The sequence below is a fragment of the Erwinia sp. Leaf53 genome (assembly GCF_001422605.1).
In the GTDB taxonomy this organism is placed as follows: Bacteria; Pseudomonadota; Gammaproteobacteria; order Enterobacterales; family Enterobacteriaceae; genus Erwinia.
Genome location: NZ_LMLK01000022.1, coordinates 433,207 through 448,426, shown reverse-complemented (window position 1 = coordinate 448,426; position 15,220 = coordinate 433,207). Strand labels below are relative to the sequence as shown.

The 15,220-nt window shown below is 60.1% G+C and carries 13 protein-coding genes; 5 read left to right on the top strand and 8 right to left on the bottom strand.

Annotation, left to right across the window (positions count from 1 at the left end):
- Positions 1–5 precede the first annotated feature (5 nt).
- Positions 6–1,394, top strand: coding sequence for a Re/Si-specific NAD(P)(+) transhydrogenase subunit beta (gene pntB, locus ASF13_RS15815; RefSeq protein WP_056238144.1), 1,389 nt, complete (start codon positions 6–8; stop codon positions 1,392–1,394).
- A gap of 405 nt (positions 1,395–1,799) precedes the next feature.
- Here pntB and ASF13_RS15810 read toward each other — a convergent pair whose 3' ends face one another.
- From ASF13_RS15810 to ASF13_RS15790, 5 genes are all read right to left on the bottom strand, one after another.
- A complete protein-coding gene (locus ASF13_RS15810) occupies positions 1,800–2,066 on the bottom strand; it encodes a DUF2534 family protein (RefSeq protein ID WP_056238142.1) in 267 nt (88 codons plus the stop codon).
- A 17-nt stretch (positions 2,067–2,083) separates the two neighbouring features.
- Positions 2,084–4,117 (bottom strand): TonB-dependent copper receptor, encoded by a 2,034-nt coding sequence (locus ASF13_RS15805; protein ID WP_056238138.1) that lies wholly within the window; start codon positions 4,115–4,117, stop codon positions 2,084–2,086.
- A 221-nt stretch (positions 4,118–4,338) separates the two neighbouring features.
- On the bottom strand, positions 4,339–4,953 hold the full coding sequence (locus ASF13_RS23675; RefSeq protein WP_072166397.1) for a DUF2946 domain-containing protein: 615 nt from the start codon (positions 4,951–4,953) through the stop codon (positions 4,339–4,341).
- Positions 4,954–5,118: 165 nt separating this feature from the next.
- Complete coding sequence (gene uspE / locus ASF13_RS15795) at positions 5,119–6,069, bottom strand: universal stress protein UspE (protein ID WP_056238132.1); 951 nt, start codon at positions 6,067–6,069, stop codon at positions 5,119–5,121.
- 115 nt (positions 6,070–6,184) lie between these two features.
- Positions 6,185–6,940, bottom strand: coding sequence for an FNR family transcription factor (locus tag ASF13_RS15790; protein ID WP_056238130.1), 756 nt, complete (start codon positions 6,938–6,940; stop codon positions 6,185–6,187).
- 427 nt (positions 6,941–7,367) lie between these two features.
- On the opposite strand from ASF13_RS15790, the gene smrA reads away from it, so the two are divergent.
- Positions 7,368–7,940, top strand: coding sequence for a DNA endonuclease SmrA (smrA, locus tag ASF13_RS15785; protein WP_056238484.1), 573 nt, complete (start codon positions 7,368–7,370; stop codon positions 7,938–7,940).
- Positions 7,941–8,068: 128 nt separating this feature from the next.
- Here the strand turns inward: smrA and ASF13_RS15780 are convergent, their stop codons facing one another.
- Positions 8,069–8,992 (bottom strand): LysR substrate-binding domain-containing protein, encoded by a 924-nt coding sequence (locus tag ASF13_RS15780; protein WP_056238126.1) that lies wholly within the window; start codon positions 8,990–8,992, stop codon positions 8,069–8,071.
- 318 nt (positions 8,993–9,310) lie between these two features.
- Between ASF13_RS15780 and ASF13_RS15775 the strand changes: the two genes are divergently transcribed.
- A complete protein-coding gene (locus tag ASF13_RS15775; RefSeq protein ID WP_056238124.1) occupies positions 9,311–10,633 on the top strand; it encodes an aromatic acid/H+ symport family MFS transporter in 1,323 nt (440 codons plus the stop codon).
- A 37-nt stretch (positions 10,634–10,670) separates the two neighbouring features.
- Here ASF13_RS15775 and ASF13_RS15770 read toward each other — a convergent pair whose 3' ends face one another.
- The gene (locus ASF13_RS15770; protein ID WP_056238120.1) at positions 10,671–11,105 is read right to left on the bottom strand and encodes a DoxX family protein; all 435 of its coding nucleotides are present in this window, start codon (positions 11,103–11,105) and stop codon (positions 10,671–10,673) included.
- Between the two features lie 417 nt (positions 11,106–11,522).
- On the opposite strand from ASF13_RS15770, the gene ASF13_RS15765 reads away from it, so the two are divergent.
- Positions 11,523–13,067, top strand: a complete 1,545-nt coding sequence (locus ASF13_RS15765) for a methyl-accepting chemotaxis protein (RefSeq protein ID WP_082502366.1) — start codon at positions 11,523–11,525, stop codon at positions 13,065–13,067.
- Here ASF13_RS15765 and ASF13_RS15760 read toward each other — a convergent pair.
- Positions 13,059–13,901, bottom strand: a complete 843-nt coding sequence (locus ASF13_RS15760; protein WP_056238118.1) for a LysR substrate-binding domain-containing protein — start codon at positions 13,899–13,901, stop codon at positions 13,059–13,061. The genes ASF13_RS15765 and ASF13_RS15760 overlap by 9 nt on opposite strands.
- A gap of 137 nt (positions 13,902–14,038) precedes the next feature.
- Here ASF13_RS15760 and ASF13_RS15755 point away from each other — a divergent pair, with 137 nt between their 5' ends.
- The gene (locus ASF13_RS15755; RefSeq protein ID WP_056238116.1) at positions 14,039–15,208 is read left to right on the top strand and encodes a methionine aminotransferase; all 1,170 of its coding nucleotides are present in this window, start codon (positions 14,039–14,041) and stop codon (positions 15,206–15,208) included.
- Positions 15,209–15,220: the final 12 nt, after the last annotated feature.

The window sequence follows — 15,220 nt, the reverse complement described above, 5'->3', positions numbered from 1 at the left end:
AGTCCATGTCTGGCGGATTAGTGACTGCAGCGTATATCGTTGCTGCGATCCTGTTTATTTGCAGCCTTGCCGGGCTGTCTAAACATGAAACCTCGAAGCAGGGGAATATTTTTGGCATCAGCGGGATGGCGCTGGCGTTGCTGGTGACCATTTTCGGCCCGGAGACCGGCAACGTAGCCTGGATCCTGCTGGCGATGGTGATCGGCGGCGGCATCGGCGTGCGCATGGCGAATAAGGTGGAGATGACCGGTATGCCGGAGCTGGTGGCGATGCTGCACAGCTTTGTCGGCCTGGCGGCGGTGCTGGTGGGCTTTAACAGCTATCTTGACCATGGTCCGGGGCTGGAGCCGGTGATGGAGAATATCCATCTGACCGAGGTGTTTATCGGCATCTTTATCGGTGCGGTAACCTTTAGCGGTTCCATCGTTGCCTGGGGCAAGCTGAACGGCAAGTTTTCGTCGCGCCCGCTGGCGTTACCGCACCGTCATAAGCTGAATCTGCTGGCGCTGGTGGTGTCTGCCGTGCTGCTGATTATCTTTGTGCGTACCGACAGCGTGGGTCTGCAGAGTTTTGCGCTGCTGGTGATGACGCTGATTGCGCTGGCGTTTGGCTGGCATCTGGTGGCGTCGATCGGCGGTGCCGATATGCCGGTGGTGGTGTCGATGCTGAACTCTTACTCCGGCTGGGCGGCGGCGGCGGCGGGCTTTATGCTGAGCAACGATCTGCTGATCGTGACCGGTGCGCTGGTGGGTTCCAGCGGGGCGATCCTCTCTTACATTATGTGTAAGGCGATGAACCGTTCGTTTATCAGCGTGATTGCCGGCGGGTTTGGTACCGACAGCAGTTCTGTCGGTGAAGAAACCGAGATGGGCGAGTACCGCGAGATCGACGCGGCGGGCACCGCCGAGCTGTTGAAGAGTTCAACGTCGGTGATTATTACCCCGGGTTACGGGATGGCGGTGGCGCAGGCGCAGTATCCGGTGGCGGATATTACGGCGAAGCTGCGCGAGCGCGGGATCAGGGTCCGTTTTGGTATTCATCCGGTGGCCGGGCGTTTGCCGGGGCATATGAACGTGCTGCTGGCGGAGGCGAAGGTGCCGTATGACGTGGTGCTGGAGATGGATGAGATTAACGATGATTTCGCAGAGACGGATACCGTGTTGGTGATTGGTGCCAATGATACGGTGAATCCGGCGGCGCAGGAGGATCCACGGAGTCCGATTGCCGGGATGCCGGTGCTGGAGGTGTGGAAGGCGCAGAACGTGGTGGTGTTTAAGCGTTCGATGAATACCGGGTATGCCGGGGTGCAGAATCCGCTGTTCTTTAAGGAGAATACGCAGATGTTGTTTGGCGATGCTAAGGCGACGGTGGATGCGATTCTGAAGGCGCTGTGATTTTTCTCGCGATCTGATACGAGGCTCCCTTAGGGGGCCTTTTTTTTGCCTGCAGGGCTGAAGGGCTGAAGGGCTGAGGGGCTGAAGGGCTCGTTGTCTGGTGGATCGAGATACGCCGGGCCTGTCAGCGGGCGACCCYCCGCGGGTTACCCCGCTCCGGGCTCATCCCGCTGCCCTCCCGAAAAATGGGCGGGGGTGTGGCCTGATGGGGAGGAAGGGCGTGTTGTCTGGTKGATCGGGATACGCCGGGCCTGTCAGCGGGCGACCCTCCGCGGGTTACCCCGCTCCGGSCTCATCCCGCTGCCCTCCCGAAAAATGGACTTTGGATTGGACTGTGGGTTGGATTGTGGGGGGCGCTGGAGGGGCGTTGGCGGGCCACAGCGTTAGCTGTGGCCTGTGGGGGGGTTAGCCGCGGGAGTTGGGGTCCTGTTCGCCGAGGAACCAGTACCAGAGCGGGATCGAGAGCAGCAGGGTGAAGACGCTGGTGTAGATCATGATCATAAAGAATTCGGAGACGTAGAGTTCTACCGGCCAGGTGTTGAACGGCATGTTGTATTCGTTGATGGCGCCGCCGATGATCGCTTTGACCATGACGACGGCGATGCAGAGCCAGAGGATGCCCTGGGCGATAAAGAAGTTGCGGCGTTTTTTGCCTGGGGGAAACATGGACATGACGATCTCCTTGTTAGTTAAAATTTCACGTTAACTTTGGCCCACCAGGTGCGGCCAGGTTCATTGACCGGGGTGCTGGCCGAGTAGCCGAAGGCGCTGTTACCGGCCAGGTTCAGGTGTTCGCTGTAGGCCTGGTTGAGAATATTGTCGACGCCGGTGCTGAGCCTGACGTTTTTATTCACTTTATAAGCGGCGTTGGCGGAGAGTACCGCGAAGCCGCTGCTGCGTTCAAAGTCTTTGCCGACCACGTTGCCCTGGTTGAGCGCGATGCGGTTCTGGCTGCTGACCATGCGCAGCAGGCCGGTGGTGCTCCAGTCGCCCTGTTGCCAGGTGAGGCTGAGGCGGCCGTCCAGCGGCGGCATTTGCGGCAGCGGCTGGTGGGTGGAGCTGTTTTGCCCCCAGGCCCAGGCGAGGCTGGCGTCGGTGGTCAGGCTGTCACTCAGTTTATAGCTGAAGCCGGCTTCGCTGCCCATGATGGTGGCGTCAACGTTGCTGACCCGGCTGATGTAGGCATTGTTTGGATCGTAGTTAAACAGGATAAAGTCGTTGATCCGCCCCACGTAGGCTGAAACCCAGCCGTCCAGCCGCTGGCCGCTGTACTTCGCGCCGAAATCCAGCTGGGTGGTTTTTTCCGTTTTCACCTTATCGAACGCCCTCGAATGGCCGTCGGCGGCGTAAGTCGGCGAGAACAGTTCCCAGTAGTCCGGGAAGCGTTCGGTATAGCCGATACCGGCATAGACCATCAGCGACTTCTGCAGGCTGTGCTCCAGGCGCAGGAAACCGGCGGGCAGGGTAGCACTTCTTGATGCGTCTGCGGAAGTGGCAAAGCTGTCCACCCAGCTGCGATCGAGACGGGCACCGCCGATAACCTTGTTCTGTTCGTCGGCGCTCCAGGTGAGTTCACCAAAGGCACCCACGTCGTGGAAGCGGGCGTCCCTGATCCAGGCACCGCCTGCCTGTTGACGGTTGCGGTGGGTGCTGGTTTGCATATCCATACCGCTCTCCAGTTTGAAGTCGGACCACAGCCAGGTGCCCATCATCCGGCCGCTGACGGTGCGGCGATCCACCTGCATCGACATGCCGTGGTCCATGCCCGTATCGCCCATGTCCATGTCACTCATGTCCATGTCGGCGCTCGCCATTCCGGACATGCTCATCATACCTGAAGGGGCGCGCAGGGTAATGTTATCCATGATGTGGTTGGCGTAGTTATACTTAATCTGCGCTTCGAACCTGTCGAAGGTGTCGCTGATGTTGTTTTTTTCCAGCCGCAGGCCGAGGCTTTCACGTTTGAACTGCGATCCGTCCATTGCGCGGCCGCCGTAGCGGGCTTCGCCGTTGCTGCGCCCGGCGCTCAGTTCCAGCAGGGTGTCTTTTTCCGGCGTCCAGCCCAGCGCCACGTCAGCGCTCCACTTATCCCACTTTGACGGCACGCGCTGGCCGTTGCCGTCTTTATAGTCGTTAGCGCGTGACTTACTGCCGATAGCGCGCAGGTAGCCCTGCTCGTTGCCGAGGCTGATATCCGCATTGCCGTCGTTGCGGCGGTTAGAGGCGGTCAGCAGGCTGGCATCGCCCTTGACGCCGGCTTCATCAAACTGAGGCGGTTCACGCTCAAAGCGCACTGTTCCTGCTGAATTGCCCGGGCCCCACAGCACGGTCTGGGGTCCTTTAATGATGCTCAGCAGGTCAAAGCTTTCCGGTGAAATGTAGGAGCTGGGGGCGTCCATACGCGCCGGGCAGGCTCCGGGCATGTCGCTGCCGTCGGTCAGTATGCGCAGGCGTGAACCGAACATGCCGCGCAGCACCGGGTCACCGTTGGTGCCGCCGTTGCGCACCTGGGCGAAGCCCGGAATGGTTTTCAGGTAGTCAGAGCCGTCACTGGCCGGTACCGGCTGGCGCGGGATTTTCGGCGAGGTGACGATGGTCAGCGGCGATTGCGCCGGGGCGGTGACGGTCATCACCGGTTCGGCGTACTGCAGGTCGGCGGCCTGGCCCTGAGCGGCAAACAGAGAGAGCGTCAGTAGCGACAGCGGAAAATAACGAGGTAGCATAATCAATTCCTTTTAATGGCGGCACAGGGCGGCCTGCGAACGATTGATCGCAACAGTGAGAAGAAAAATAGATTCATTACCGGCACTGACGTTATTCAGCACCGGGTAAATTAAACAACGGTATATTTAAGGCGTCAGTTACCCTGTGCAGTGCACATATTTATTCGCGACGCGATGTTATTACCGCGTCAGGCGGCAAATGCAGGATAAACGAGGAGCGATCAGGCGTGTGGTGGCGCGCGCGGCTGTGAAGTGCCGGGGAACCAGCATTGCGGGTAAGGGGGTAATGCGAGTGGCGGCGGCAGGCGGCTGGTCAGCAGGATCAGCCACAGCAGCGGGATAAAGATCCACACCAGTATCGGCAGGTGTGCCAGCAGCTCACAGTAGCCGCAGCTGAACTCATCCATACCACGCGGGTGAGGGTGGGTCGAATCGGCCCCGGTACCAGCCCGTGTCTCAGTAGCAGATGTTGTGTGCCCCTGGTGCGCAGGCTCTGCGCCGTGCTGGCCTGGCGTCTCTGAATGATGTCTGTGCCCGGAAGGGTGACCTTCTGCTGCGGCTGCGTTATCTGGCGTTGCAGAGCCTGTGGAGTGATGGCTGGAGCGCTCGCCGGTTATGGCGCTATGCCCCGATACTAGTTCGCTTTCGCCCGTTGCGCTAATGCCAGCCTGCGGCATCGTCATCTCATGCATCCCCATGCGCATTCCGCCCCAGGCGGACATTCTTTGCTGTTCGAGGATTTTGGAAATGTCCGGCGCAATAAACAGCAGCCCGATCGCCAGCAGGGCGATAAAGGCAGATATTCGGCTATGCGTCAGACGATAAGATAACAACAAACCAGCGATCCATCATGGCGTATTACAGGTGGGCTAAAGTGTAACGATTTTCTTTCAGAAGTTTAAAGCCTTATTTAATTAAAAGTGATTATTGCGCCGGAAGTCAGATTTATTCTGCTTATCCGGCGCTAATTTTAACAGGCTGGCAACAATAAGCCGCTGGGCTTAATCATCTTCATCGTTATCCAGCGCCACCGGCGAGATAAATCCATCGGGCTTAATCGCCAGCAGATCGCAGCGCAGGTGATCGATCACCTGCTCTGCGGTATTGCCAAGAAACGCAGCGGAAAAACCGGTGCGGCCGATGGTGCCCAGCACCACCACGCCGGCGTCCAGATGCTCGGCGACGGCCGGGATCACCTCTTCCGGCAGACCCTTTTCAACGTGGGTAAACTTCTCATCGATGCTGTACGACTGCCGCAGCGCCTTCATCGCCACCAGGTGCTGGCCGCGGATGGCGTCGTTGTAGACGCTCGGGTCGAAGTCGGGAAGCTCAATGGCGATATTGATCGGCGTAATCGGGTAGGCCCCGACCAGATGCACTTCGGTATGGTTAACCCGCTCCGCCAGGTCGAGGGTTTCGCGCACCAGCTTGGCGTTCAGCGGGTCGTGATGCGGTTCTTCGCTCGCGAGATTAACCGCCACCACGGCTTTGCCGCCTTCCGGCCAGGTTTGGTCTTTCACCATCCATACCGGGCACGGGCACTTGCGCAACAGATGCCAGTCGGTCGGTGTGAACACCACCGCCTGCAGGCGATCGTGCTGGTGGGCCATCTTAATCACCAGGTCATGCTGGTGGTTTAGCACTTCCTGAATAATCGCTTCGAACGGCCGGTTGTGCCACACCACTTTAATGTCGATCTGCACCCCGGCGGCCAGATAAGCCTGCGCCTGTTCGCGGATCCACTCAGTGCGTTGACCGATCACCCCTTTGCGCATGGTCTGGCGTTCATCAGGGGAGAGCAGGGTGGTCATCTCATAGGAGAAGTCGTAAATCGGCAGAAAACAGGTGATTTTGCCGCCAAGCCGTTGATTAAGATAGACGGCACGGCGCAATGCGGGCTGGTCGTCCTGCTGCGGGTCGATCGCCACAAGGATATTCTGATAGTTAGCCATAACGGGTTCCCCTACGCTGAGCATGTCGTTTAAAGATAGCCCAATCATGGCAAAGGAAAAAGCGGAAAAGTTGTTGCCGGATCAATAAAATAACAAATATTAACCCGGCAAAGGGTCAGCCAATTGCGCGGCTCTGGCCGGCCAGCTGGGAGAGGATTTCATGATTTTCAATGGTGATGTATTTGCCTTTCACCGCCAGCATACCGTTTTTCTGGAAGCGGCCGAGCAGGCGGCTGATGGTTTCCACCGTCAGGCCAAGATAGTTGCCGATATCACCACGGGTCATGGTCAGACGGAACTCGCGCTGCGAGAAACCGCGCTGGCCGAAGCGGCGTGACAGGCCATAAATAAAGGCGGCCAGACGCTCCTCGGCGTTCTTTTTCGACAGCAGCAGGATCATCTCCTGGTCGCCTTTGATTTCGCCGCTCATCAGACGCATGATCTGCTGGCGCAGGTTGGGCATTTTTCCCGACAGGTCATCCAGCGTTTCAAAGGGAATTTCGCAGACCATCGCGGTTTCCAGCGCCTGGGCAAAGCTCGGGTGCTGGTTAGCGCTGATGGCGTCAAAGCCTACCAGGTCGCCGGCGAGATGGAAACCGGTAATCTGTTCATCGCCCTGCTCGGTGATGGTGTAGCTTTTAATGGTGCCCGCACGGATAGCGTAGATCGACTTCAGCTCGTCACCGGCCTTGAACAGCGTTTGTCCCTTCTGGATCGGCTTTTTACGCTCGATGATATTGTCCAGCTGGTCAAGCTCGTGCTCGTTAAGTGTGAACGGGATGCAAAGCTGGCTGATACTGCAATCCTGGCAGTGAATGGCGCAACCGCCGGATTGTACGCGTCTGCTGATAATTCGCTTTTCGGGAATCATAATCTACGCTCGATGATAATTGACTGGAATCAATTTTACCCTGTTACAGGTCGGATGAAAACTCATCTGAGCAGTTAAAAGGTATTAAATATAAGTATGTTGCGAAAATTGTTTCTTTATGTGATTCACGTGTAACAATCCAGTCTTCATCGTACTTGCCGCTCTATACGCTAAAAATTATCTCCGTGCATTAGCCGGGTAGAGGTTCTGCTTCGTTAATAACTGTAAACTTGATCTAAATCAATTTTAATGGATTCAACGGTTGCCTTAAATAAATTTAGTTTAAGTCTGCTAATCAGTCGCGGTGACGACGCGACGGTTGCTGACCCGGTCTGATGACGGTCAGATCTTCCTTTAACGACGTATGCTAAAATTTATCCGCCCCCGCATTACGCAGGTGGCAATCTACAGCATCGGGGGAGAGGCGATGACCTGCCATCATGACGACAACGATCTTTTTCAACAGGCGATGGGTGACGTTACCCCGCTGAAAACCTGCGGCAGCACGCTGTGGCTGCCGGTGTCCGCGACCAGGCCCGACCGCGATCGCCAGCAGGAGCTGCAGCTCGATAACCCGCTGACCAGCGGACTGCTGGAGATCGTCCCCTGCACCACCGATCTCGCGTGGCAGGCGGCCGGCATGCAGCAGGGCGTGGTTGACAAACTCTGGCTGGGGAAATATGCCCCGCAGGCCAGTATCGATCTGCGTGGGGTTTCGGTGGAACAGTGCCGCCAGCGGCTGTATCTGTTTATCGGCCAGGCGCAGCAGGAGAACTGGCGCAACCTGCTGATCGTGCACGGTAAAGGCCGCCACGATCGGTCTCATGCCAATATCGTGCGCAGCTATCTGATGCGCTGGCTGCCGCAGTTTGAGTCGGTACAGGCGTTTTGTGCCGCCCGGCCGCAAGACGGCGGCAGCGGTGCCTGTTACGTCGGCCTGCGTAAAAGCGAGCAGGCGCGCCAGGAGAACCGCGAACGCCATGCGAAACGCAGCCGCTAGCGCCGGTACAGGATTACGGCCGTGATTGAGCTCGACAGCAGGCGAGACCCGGCAGTATGCGCATCGGGAGCTTAGCCGCCATAACAGGCTGGCAGGTAAGGGATGCCCCGCCGTGCAAGGCACTCCGTTCAGCCGGAGTGGGATTTACGTACCGTGGATAAAAACACTTCGGCACTCAGGCTCAGCGGCTTGCCGGAGCGGGTGACGATGCCCACCGGTTCGCCCGGCCCGTGCGAGGAGATCGGCAGCGCCGCCAGCGCATTGTGCAGCAGGTCGTCCTTGATCGCACCGGAGGGCACAAACCAGACGTAGCTGGCGCGTAAGGCCAGCTGGCGCGCCAGGGAAGTGGCTGAGGTCTCGACCAGCGTGGCGGGCAGGCGGCAGCCCTGGTCTTTAAGCATCGCCTCGGCAACGCGCCGTGGGGCGGTACCTTCCGGGGAGATCACCACCGGCCATGACAGCGCTTTCGACAGCGTGACGTTGTCACTTAGAAGCGGATGGTCGGGGCGCACCACCAGCCGCATCGACTCAAGAAACAGCAGCTCATAGGTCAGGCCGGTCATCAGGCCGGGATCGGCCATGCGGCCAATACCCACGTCAAACTCACCGGCCTTCAGCCCGGCCAGCAGCACGTTATTGTGCAGGGTCGCGACCTGCACGATGGTCTGCGGCTGCTGCTGGTGAAACCGTTCGAGGATCGACGGCAGCATCCCCAGCGCCACCGTGGTCAGCACGCAGACCCGCAGCACCTCCGGATCGCGCGCCTGCGGCAGGTGGAAACTCTGCCCGGCATGGTTCAGCGCGTCCAGTACCCGCACCGCGTGAGTAAGGAACTGTTCGCCCATGGTGGTCAGCTGTGCACCCAGCCGCCCGCGCTCGAACAGCCGCACGCCGGTCAGCTCTTCCAGCTCGTTAAGCGTTTTTGACAGCGCCGGCTGGCTGAGCGACAGCGTTTCGGCGGCACGGCCCAGCGTGCCTTGCTGGGCAACGGCCACGAAGGTATGCAGGTGGCGCAGGCGAATGCGCTGATTAAAAACGTAATTTTTGTCCATAGCTCAGAGTAGTAACCCGCAGGAGGCCCTGGCAAGTCTTGCCTGTGGGTTTTGTTAACCTTATTGCAAAAATTAATTAACATTTGGTGGAAATACCGGCGTATCTATTACTTTTATTCCCTCTTAGCGGCCGGGATATGCGTATAGCTTATCGTTCTTCGCCCGTCAGGGCTGCGGTGCAATGCTCCGAAATGATAATCATTATCGAAAAACTGCCCATTTTTACGAGTCAACGTCATCACTATCCGTTATGATAGCCAGCAATTTTTACCGGTCCCGCGCTCTGCCGCAGGGAGTCAACCAGCCAGGGAGCGCGAAGTGAACCGTACCGCAGCGATCGATATCCGTGGATTAATCAACCAGGGTGGCCTGAGCCGTTATCAGAAACGCATTATTGCCCTGAGCTTTGCCATTGTGGCGATGGACGGCATGGATATTGCGCTGATGGGCTTTATTGCTCCGGCGTTGAAAACCGCCTGGGGCGTCAGTAACCACCAGCTCGGGCTGGTAATCAGCGCCGCGCTGATCGGGCTGGCGCTGGGGGCGATGTTTGCCGGGCCGCTGGCCGACCGCTTTGGCCGCCGGGTGATGATCCTCAGCAGCGTGTTCTTCTTTGGCCTGTGGACGCTGGCCACCGCCTTTTCGCAAAATCTTGACCAGCTGATGCTGTTCCGCTTCCTGACCGGGCTGGGGCTGGGCGCAGCGATGCCCAACGTCGGCACGCTGGTGGCGGAGTATTCGCCGGAGCGTAAACGGGCGTTTCTGATCACCGTGGTGTTCTGCGGCTTCACCTTTGGCGCGGCCAGCGGCGGCTTTGCCGCCTCCTGGCTGATCCCGCATTACGGCTGGCATTCGGTGCTGGTGATGGGCGGCGTGTTGCCGCTGCTGCTGCTGCCGCTGCTGATGCGCGGGCTGCCGGAGTCGGTGCGTTTTATGCTGACGCGCAACGCTCCCGCTGCGCAGGTACGGCAGATCGTCGAGCGGATGCGGCCGGGCAGCACCCGGGAAGACAGCCGCTTTGAGCTTAACGAACCGCAGGTAAAAGAGGCCGCGGTGCGGCTGGTACTGTCGCGCCAGTACCGCTTTGGCAGCCTGATGCTGTGGGGCAGCTACTTTATGGGGCTGTTTCTGGTTTACCTGATCGGCAGCTGGCTGCCGTCGCTGGTAAAAGATGTCGGCATGACGGTGACCCAGGCGGCGCTGGTGACCGCCATGTATCAGGCGGGCGGCACGGTCGGCTCGCTGTTTGCCGGCTGGATGATGGATCGCTTTAACGCGAACCTGGCGCTGGCCGCCATCTACTTTAGCGGCGCCATTGCCACGGTAGGCATCGGTTTCGCACCGGCGGATGCCTGGCTGCTGAGCGCCATCGCCTTCTGCAGCGGTTTCTGCCTCAACGGCGCCAACACCGGCATGAATGCGCTCTCGGCCAGCTACTATCCGACCCGCGCCCGCGCTACCGGCTCCAGCTGGATGCACGGCATTGGTCGCATCGGTGCCATTCTCAGCGCCTTTGCCGGTGCGCAGATGCTGTCAATGGGCTGGAATATTACCGACGTCTTCTCTTTCCTGGCGATCCCGGCGGTGCTGACCAGCCTGATGCTGGTGGCGAAATACCGTTTCGCCTGGCACCCGCAGTAACGCGGGCCTGCCCGCCTGAGCGCGGGCAGGCCACGTCTCAGGTCAGGCTACCGTCGCGCACCAGCGTATAGCGTCCGGCGCCGAGGAACATCACCGCCAGCGCGCCGAACAGGTACAGCGCTTCCACTTCCAGCGCCCAGGCACCGACCGCGGTGCGATCCCAGAACACGCCGCTCTTCGCCAGCAGCGTCGCCACCACCAGATTGATTGCTATCACCAGCGCCGCCGGGCGGGTCAGCAGGCCGAGCACGATCATCGCCGGTGCCAGCACCTCACCGATATAGGCCCCGTAAGCGATAAAGCCCGGCAGGCCGTGCCCCTCCAGCAGGCGCGCGATCCAGCCGACGCCGTGCTGCATTTTAAAGAAGCCGTGGAACAGCAGCAGCGCCCCGAGCGAGACGCGCAGCAGCAATTTGCCAAAATCGGGTGCATCGGCGAAGCGGGAAAATCCGTTATTGATTGAGGTAAACATCGGGTCATCCTTTTAGATAGCAGAAGGGGGCGGGCGCGTAAAACGCGCCGCGTCGGGCGCTGAGATCCTGCCGCCCGCGGTACGGCTCTGCTATCAGCATAATCTGCAAAACCACCAAGGGGAGGGTTTTTTAAACAACCTACGGCGCTCTGCGGGGAGAAACGCCCGTACTGAAACAATCAGAAATACTTTTGTTGCGGCCACAGATAACGTTATCTGCTGATTTATTGGCGGGTTTAAAGAAGAATACTCTGTCACAACAGCGGCTTATCCTGTTCTTTCGCCTGGTACGATCGGGCGATTCAGTATCCTTTCTATAGTGTTATCTGCTCACCTTTGCCGTAAATATGCCGATAACCTACGTTGAATACCCTAAAAACTAAAATCTCAACGGTTTCACCAGGTTATGGAGTCACTATGCAACTTTTAAAAAACTACACCATCCGTGCGGTCATGCTGTGGGTGCTCGGACTGTTCTGCCTGCTGTGGGGGGCGGTGGGCGGCTACAGCATCTATTCGCTTAATCAGTTAGCGCAGGGCAACGCGCTGGATCGTGAGCTTGTCAGCCAGATGAACACGCTAAGCCAGGGCAATGACCGCTATTTCCGCTTTATTACCCGCCTGACCCGCGCGCTCGACTCCGGTAAGCCGGAGGAGCTGGCCTCGGCGCAGAAGGCGCTGGATAACATGAACGGCCTGCTGGTCCGATTTAAAGAGCAGGCGCCCGGCCCGCTGGGCGATGAACTGGTGACACCGGTGATCAACAGCTGGCAGCAGCTGCTCGATCGCGGCGTGAACCCGCAGATGCAGCTGGCGGCGCAGGGCAACAGTGAGGCGTTTCGCCGGCACGCCAGTAGCGTCACCCCGGCGCTGAGTCGGGAATTTGGCAGCCACGTTGAACAGTTCAACGCCGCCGCCACCGCCAAGCTCGATCAGACCCGGGTGACCGTCGACCGGCTGACGCTGATGACCAAAGTGGTGCTGGCGCTGGCGCTGGCCGCCGGGCTGCTGATCCTGCTGTTTACCGATCGCTATCTGGTCAGCATGCTGGTGCGTCCGCTGGACCGCATCCGCCAGCAGTTCCGCCTGATTGCCGACGGCGATCTCAGCCAGCCGGTTGAGGATATGGGCCGCAACTGCGTCGGCCAGCTGGTCCCGCTGCTGAGCGCGATGCAGGACAGCCTGCGCGATGCGGTTAGCGCCATTCGCAGCGGCACCGACGGCATCTGGCGCGGGGCTGAGGAGATCTCCAGCGGCAATAACGACCTCTCCTCACGCACCGAGCAGCAGGCGGCGGCGCTGGAAGAGACCGCCGCCAGCATGGAGCAGCTGACCGCAACGGTGAAATTCAACGCCGACAACGCGCATCAGGCCAGCCAGCTGGCGGAAGCGGCGTCCGCTACCGCCGGCAAGGGCGGGGTGCTGGTCGGTCAGGTGGTCAGCACCATGCAGGGCATTGCCGGCAGCTCGAAGAAAATTGCTGAAATTACGTCGGTGATTAACAGCATCGCCTTCCAGACCAATATTCTGGCGCTGAACGCGGCGGTAGAAGCGGCGCGCGCCGGCGAACAGGGGCGCGGCTTTGCGGTAGTGGCCAGCGAGGTGCGTAACCTCGCCCAGCGCAGCGCCGCCGCGGCGAAGGAGATTGAAGGGCTGATCGGCGACTCGGTCAGCCGGGTCAACAACGGCTCAACGCTGGTGGCGGCGGCCGGCGACACCATGGACGAGATCCTGCGCGCGGTCGGCGAAGTGACGGCGATTATGCAGCAGATCGCCGGTGCGTCGGCGGAGCAAAGCAAAGGCATCTCGCAGGTCGGCACCGCCGTGGCGGAGATGGACACCGTCACCCAGCAGAACGCCACGCTGGTGCAGGAAGTTTCAGCAGCGGCCAGCTCGCTGGCGCGTCAGACCGAAGCGCTGTCGCAGTCGGTGGCCAGGTTCCGCCTGTCGGCCTCAGCCTGACAGCCCGCTGACCAGCCGATCCAGCCCCGGCGGCGCGCCAGCCTCCGGGCGCAGGATCAGGCTGTAGAGCGCGCCGGTCTTCACCGGGTGGGGCAGCGGGGCAACCAGCCGCTGCGCCGCCAGGTCATCCACCACCAGCGTCTGGTCGGCGACCGTGACGCCAAACCCCTGGATCGCCGCGGCGATCGCCAGATCCATGGTAGCGAAGTGCTGGCTGCGGCGCATCTCCAGCTGCTGCCCCTGCACCGCCAGCCACAGCTGCCAGTCGCGGCGGTCGGCGGTGGGGTGCAGAAAGGTCAGCGCCGTCAGCGCCGCAGCGTCCTGCGTCCCGGCAGGCAGCAGGCCGGGTGCCAGCACCGGGATTAGCGCCTCTTCAAACAACAGCCTCCCCACCGGTTCATGGCCATAGACTATCGCGGCGTCGAAGTTCTCCAGCCTCGGCCGGTGATCGACGGTGGTGGTCAGCGCCACGTGCAGCTCCGGATGCGCCTTCTCCAGCGCAACCAGCCGCGGCACCAGCCAGCGCATAGCGCAGGTGGGGGCGCGTAGCCGGATGGTGGCATGCTGGCGGCTGGCCTGCAGCGCAGCATCCAGCATCTGCTGATAGCCCGCCTGCAGCGCGGGCAGCAGGCTGCTGCCCTGCGGCGTCAGGTGCAGGCCGCGCGCGTGGCGATCGAACAGCGCAAAGCCCAGCCAGCCCTCCAGCGCACTGATTTTGCGACTGACCGCGCCCTGGGTAATGCACAGCTCAGCCGCCGCCCGGGTCAGGTTCAGGTGACGGGCGGTAACGATGAAAGCGTGAATGGCGTTTAACGGCAGCGTGCGCTGGGTCATGCAGGGCCTCTGAGCTATGTGAAAAAGTCATAGCTATTATGACAACAAATCGCTTGTTCACTCAAGGTGCGCCACGTTGAATAGGACAGCGGTCGCTGACCCCCCTTACACAGTAAATTACCCGAACCGGAGTTCCCATGGCCCTCAAATCTGCGCTGCAGCCGCGCTCTAAATTACCTGATGTCGGCACCACCATTTTTTCGGTGATTGGTCAGCTCTCCGCGCAGCATAACGCGATCAACCTGTCACAGGGCGCGCCGGACTTCAGCTGCGACCCGCAGCTTGTGGCCGGCGTCACCCGCGCGATGCAGCAGGGGCATAACCAGTATGCGTCAATGACCGGCTACCCGCCGCTGCGCGCGGCGCTGGCAGACAAGGTGGAAACCCTTTACGGCCAGCGCTATGACGCCGCCAGCGAAGTGCTGGTCACCGCCAGCGCCAGCGAAGGGCTGTTTGCGGCGATTGCCGGGCTGGTGCACCCCGGCGACGAGGTGATTTTCTTTGAACCGGCGTTTGACAGCTATGCGCCGATGGTGCGGCTGCAGGGGGCGACGGCGATCGGCCTTAAGCTGCAGGCCGGTGATTTCAGCATCAACTGGGACGAACTGGCGGCCACCATCACGCCGCGCACCCGGATGATCATTATTAACACGCCCCACAACCCCAGCTCGCAGGTGCTGAGCGCTGCGGATCTGGACCGGCTGGCGCTTATGTTGCGCAACACGGATATCATCGTGCTCTCCGACGAGGTTTACGAACATATCCTGTTCGACGGCCGCCGTCATCACGGTATGGCCACCCACCCGGAGCTGGCGGCGCGCAGCGTAATCGTCAGTTCGTTCGGTAAAACCTTCCACGTCACCGGCTGGCGCGTCGGCTATCTGCTGGCCCCGGCGGCGCTGATGGAAGAGGTGGTTAAGGTGCATCAGTTTATGATGTTCGCCGCCGATACGCCGATGCAGGTGGCCTTTGCCGACTATCTGCAGCAGCCGGAAAACTATCTCGGCCTGGGCGAGTTCTATCAGCGCAAGCGCGATCTGCTGGCCAGCCTGCTGCAGGATTCGCCGTTTACCCTGCTGCCGTCGGCGGGTTCCTTCTTTATGCTCGCCAGTTTTAAGGATTTCAGTGACGAAACCGACGCTGAAATGGTAAAACGTCTGATTGTCGATTACGGCGTAGCAACCATTCCGCTGTCGGCGTTTTACACCGACGGCACCGACAATAAGTTAATCCGTCTCTCTTTCGCAAAAGACGAAGCCACCCTGAAGGCCGGCGCACGCGCGCTGTGTCAGGTTAAGCCTCGCTAAAATAAACATCAT

What these genes read in the sequence shown, in the direction of transcription:
- uspE (WP_056238132.1), bottom strand. Translation starts at nt 6,069, where the DNA reads ATGGCTAACTATCAGAATATCCTTGTGGCGATCGACCCGCAGCAGGAC.
- ASF13_RS15790 (WP_056238130.1), bottom strand. Translation starts at nt 6,940, where the DNA reads ATGATTCCCGAAAAGCGAATTATCAGCAGACGCGTACAATCCGGCGGT.
- pntB (WP_056238144.1), top strand. Translation starts at nt 6, where the DNA reads ATGTCTGGCGGATTAGTGACTGCAGCGTATATCGTTGCTGCGATCCTG.
- ASF13_RS15810 (WP_056238142.1), bottom strand. Translation starts at nt 2,066, where the DNA reads ATGTCCATGTTTCCCCCAGGCAAAAAACGCCGCAACTTCTTTATCGCC.
- ASF13_RS15765 (WP_082502366.1), top strand. Translation starts at nt 11,523, where the DNA reads ATGCAACTTTTAAAAAACTACACCATCCGTGCGGTCATGCTGTGGGTG.
- ASF13_RS15770 (WP_056238120.1), bottom strand. Translation starts at nt 11,105, where the DNA reads ATGTTTACCTCAATCAATAACGGATTTTCCCGCTTCGCCGATGCACCC.
- ASF13_RS15760 (WP_056238118.1), bottom strand. Translation starts at nt 13,901, where the DNA reads ATGACCCAGCGCACGCTGCCGTTAAACGCCATTCACGCTTTCATCGTT.
- ASF13_RS15805 (WP_056238138.1), bottom strand. Translation starts at nt 4,117, where the DNA reads ATGCTACCTCGTTATTTTCCGCTGTCGCTACTGACGCTCTCTCTGTTT.
- ASF13_RS15755 (WP_056238116.1), top strand. Translation starts at nt 14,039, where the DNA reads ATGGCCCTCAAATCTGCGCTGCAGCCGCGCTCTAAATTACCTGATGTC.
- smrA (WP_056238484.1), top strand. Translation starts at nt 7,368, where the DNA reads ATGACCTGCCATCATGACGACAACGATCTTTTTCAACAGGCGATGGGT.
- ASF13_RS15780 (WP_056238126.1), bottom strand. Translation starts at nt 8,992, where the DNA reads ATGGACAAAAATTACGTTTTTAATCAGCGCATTCGCCTGCGCCACCTG.